This window comes from Polynucleobacter sp. 39-46-10 (assembly GCF_002282275.1).
In genome coordinates, this window is record NZ_NCJB01000211.1 from 1 (window position 1) to 4,140 (window position 4,140).

Consider the following 4,140-nt stretch of genomic DNA (forward strand, 5'->3'; position numbering starts at 1 on the left):
GGGGAATATTGCCGTGTTTACGCGGTGGGTTTGTCAGCTCTTTGTCTTTAAGCATGGCCAAAGAACGTGAGATACGCTTACGTGTCTCATGCGGCAAGATCACATCATCAATATAGCCACGTCGCCCCGCTACAAATGGATTTGCAAACTTAGCTTTGTATTCAGCCTCGCGAGCTGCAATTTTTGCTGGATCCGATTTTTCTTCGCGGAAGATAATTTCCACAGCACCCTTTGGTCCCATCACTGCAATTTCAGCTGAAGGCCAGGCAAAGTTAACGTCGCCACGCAAGTGTTTGGAAGCCATCACGTCATAAGCACCGCCGTAAGCTTTACGGGTAATCAGAGTGACCTTAGGTACTGTGCAGTCTGCATAGGCATAGAGCAACTTAGCACCGTGTTTAATAATGCCGCCATATTCTTGTGATGTACCAGGCATAAATCCAGGTACGTCAACCAAGGTCACAACCGGAATATTAAAGGCATCGCAGAATCGAACAAAGCGAGCTGCTTTAATAGATGCTTTGATATCTAAGCAGCCAGCCAGCACTAAAGGCTGGTTAGCAACGATACCAATAGAGCGACCTTCCATGCGCGCAAAACCGATCAAGATGTTTTTTGCATAATCAGGCTGTAATTCAAAAAACTCACCATCATCAACAATCTTCTCGATTAACTCTTTCATATCGTAAGGTTGATTTGGATTGCTTGGTACCAATGTATCGAGAGAGAAATCAGGCTCTTCAGTGCGTTGTGCGCCATTGATAGTTGGCGGCTTTTCACGATTCGATAAGGGGAGATAGTTAAAGAAACGACGTAGCATCATGATGGCGTCAACATCATTATCAAAAGCTAAGTCACAAACACCTGAAATAGTCGAATGTGTAATAGCGCCACCCAACTCTTCAGCGGTGACATCCTCATGGGTCACAGTCTTTACCACTTCTGGGCCAGTAACGAACATGTAAGAGCTGTCTTTCACCATGAAGATGAAATCCGTTAGCGCTGGTGAATACACAGCGCCACCTGCCGATGGTCCCATAATTAAAGAGATTTGCGGAATGACTCCAGAAGCAGTCACATTACGCTGGAAAATCTCAGCATAGCCACCCAAAGAGGCAACACCCTCTTGAATACGCGCACCACCAGAGTCATTCAAGCCAATAACAGGGGCACCCACCTTGAGAGCTTGATCCATGATCTTGCAAATCTTCTCGGCATGCGCCTCTGAGAGTGAGCCGCCCAAGACAGTAAAGTCTTGTGAGAAAACGAAAACCAAGCGTCCATTGATCATTCCATAACCAGTGACAACACCGTCACCTGGAACAGTTTGATCAGCCATACCAAAGTCATGGCAACGATGCTCAACGAACATATCCCACTCTTCAAAAGTACCTGCATCTAACAAGAGCTCAATACGCTCACGTGCAGTCAATTTGCCTTTGGAATGTTGAGCAGCAATACGCTTTTGCCCACCACCTAATCTGGCAAGTTCGCGCTTTGCTTCAAGCTGTTGAATGATTTCCTTCATAACTACTCCCTTAGAAAAATTCGTGTCCCATTGCTTCGAGCAAACGTCTCGCAGCAACAGAAGCGGCCATGGTTCCTTGATTTACCTCGGCACTCAGGCCGGGTAATAGTGCTTGTACTGCTGGGTGATTCTGAAAGGCATTCTTGAGGCCTGCATCAATTCGATCCCACATCCAGGCACCTGCCTGTTGCTTACGGCGTGACTGTAACTGGCCATTTGCGTTTTGCAGTTTCTGAAAATGTAGAATTTTTTCCCATAACTCGGGCACGCCACTGCCTTCTAAGGCGCTGAGGGTCATGACCTGGGGATGCCAATACTCCTGATTATGTGAAGCATGATCGGGGTTGCCCTGGAAGCCTAAAAGACGCAAGGAGCTAGTAATAAATAATTGCGCGCGCATTGCTGCATCAGGATCGATATCCACCTTATTAATCACAATCAAATCGGCAATTTCCATGACACCTTTTTTAATCGCCTGAAGATCATCTCCTGCATTAGGCAACTGCAGTAGCAAGAACATATCCGTCATACCGGCAACTGCAATTTCACTTTGGCCTACACCCACAGTCTCAACAATCACAATGTCAAAACCCGCTGCCTCAGCAACCAGCATGGCCCCTCGTGTTTTCTCAGCTACGCCACCCAATGTGCAGGATGAGGGGCTCGGCCGAATAAATGCATTGTCTAAAACTGACAATCTCTCCATGCGGGTCTTATCACCCAAAATGGAGCCTCCAGATAAGCTTGAAGAAGGATCAATAGCCAAAACGGCAACGCGATGACCCTTCTCAATCAGATACAAGCCCAAAGTTTCAATTAATGTGGACTTACCAACACCTGGCACGCCTGAGATGCCCAAACGAAATGACTTGCCCGTCTTTGGTAATAAGGTATTGAGTACCTCATCAGCACGTTTGCGATGATCCATGCGAGTGGACTCAAGCAAAGTGATGATCTTCGCCAAGGCTCGACGCTGCGCCGATGAAGGCGCACCGGTGAGATCATTCACCAAGATTTGGTCAACTGCATTGAGCATGCTGATATCGACGATCCGTAAGTTAATCAGGCTTTACAGATTTACGAATCTGCTCAAGCACATCCTTTGCCGATGCCGGAATCGGAGTACCTGGGCCATAAATACCTTTCACACCAGCCTCATACAAGAAGTCGTAGTCCTGTCTTGGAATCACACCACCATCGAAGACAATAATGTCGTCAGCGCCCTGCTTCTTCAGCTCAGCAATAATTGCTGGCACTAAAGTTTTATGTCCTGCTGCAAGAGTAGAGATGCCTAAAGCGTGAACGTCATTCTCAATCGCCTGACGAGCGCACTCTTCTGGCGTTTGGAATAAGGGGCCAATATCAACGTCAATCCCTAAGTCAGCAAACGCAGTTGCAACGACTTTAGCGCCACGATCATGACCATCTTGTCCAAGCTTGGCAATCATCACACGTGGGCGACGACCAAAGTCTTTTGCAAAATCCGCAATCTCAACTTTCAATTTTTCCCAGCCTTCTGCTGAGTCGTAAGCAGCTGCATACACACCGGTCACCTTTTGAGTATCGGCGCGATGGCGCCCGTAAACTTTTTCTAATGCATCAGAAACCTCACCAACGGTTGCCCGCAAACGAATTGCCTGTACCGCCAACTCTAATAAGTTACCGGTATTTTCTTCTGCAGCTTTGGTTAATGCCTCTAATGCGGCCTCCACTTTTTTGGAGTCACGCTTAGCTCTGATGTCTTTTAAGCGTGCAACCTGGCTTTCACGGACTTTGTCGTTGTCAATCATCAAGACGTCAACCAAGTCTTCTTTGCCGAGCTTATATTTATTCACGCCAACAATGACATCAGAACCGGAATCGATTTTGGCCTGTTTCTCGGCAGCCGCTGCTTCAATCTTGAGCTTAGCCCAACCACTCTCTACCGCCTTAGTCATACCACCCATGGCATCAACTTCTTGAATGATTTCCCAGGCCTTATCAGCCATCTCTTGAGTGAGATTCTCCATCATGTAAGAACCAGCCCAGGGATCGATCACGCTAGTGATATGGGTCTCTTCTTGCAGAATTAACTGGGTATTTCGAGCAATACGACTTGAGAATTCAGATGGCAAAGCAATCGCTTCATCAAATGAATTCGTATGCAAAGATTGTGTACCACCAAAAACTGCGGCCATAGCTTCAACTGTTGTACGAACCACGTTGTTATATGGGTCCTGTTCTGTTAAAGACCATCCCGATGTTTGGCAATGTGTACGCAACATCAAGGACTTTGGATTCTTTGGCTCAAACGACTTCATAATGCGCCACCACAAGAGACGAGCAGCGCGTAACTTGGCAACTTCAAGGTAAAAGTTCATGCCAATAGCAAAGAAGAATGAAAGGCGACCCGCAAAACCATCGACATCTAAGCCCTTAGCCAGAGCAGTTTTGACGTACTCTTTACCATCAGCCAATGTGAAAGCGAGTTCGAGAACTTGATTTGCACCAGCCTCTTGCATGTGATAACCCGAGATAGAGATCGAGTTAAATTTCGGCATGTACTTCGCGGTGTATTCAATGATGTCACCGATGATGCGCATTGAGGGCTCTGGTGGGTAGATATAAGTGTT

3 protein-coding genes are annotated in these 4,140 nt (G+C 46.9%); all 3 read right to left on the reverse strand.

What is annotated here, in order from left to right; translation table 11 throughout:
• On the reverse strand, positions 1-1,528 hold a 1,528-nt coding region (locus B7X71_RS12810; RefSeq protein ID WP_293600932.1), incomplete at its 3' end, for an acyl-CoA carboxylase subunit beta.
• A gap of 10 nt (positions 1,529-1,538) precedes the next feature.
• Positions 1,539-2,564, reverse strand: coding sequence for a methylmalonyl Co-A mutase-associated GTPase MeaB (gene meaB, locus B7X71_RS12815; RefSeq protein WP_293600933.1), 1,026 nt, complete (start codon positions 2,562-2,564; stop codon positions 1,539-1,541).
• 22 nt (positions 2,565-2,586) lie between these two features.
• Positions 2,587-4,140, reverse strand: a 1,554-nt coding sequence (gene scpA / locus B7X71_RS12820) for a methylmalonyl-CoA mutase (RefSeq protein ID WP_293600934.1), incomplete at its 5' end; no start/stop codon positions are given.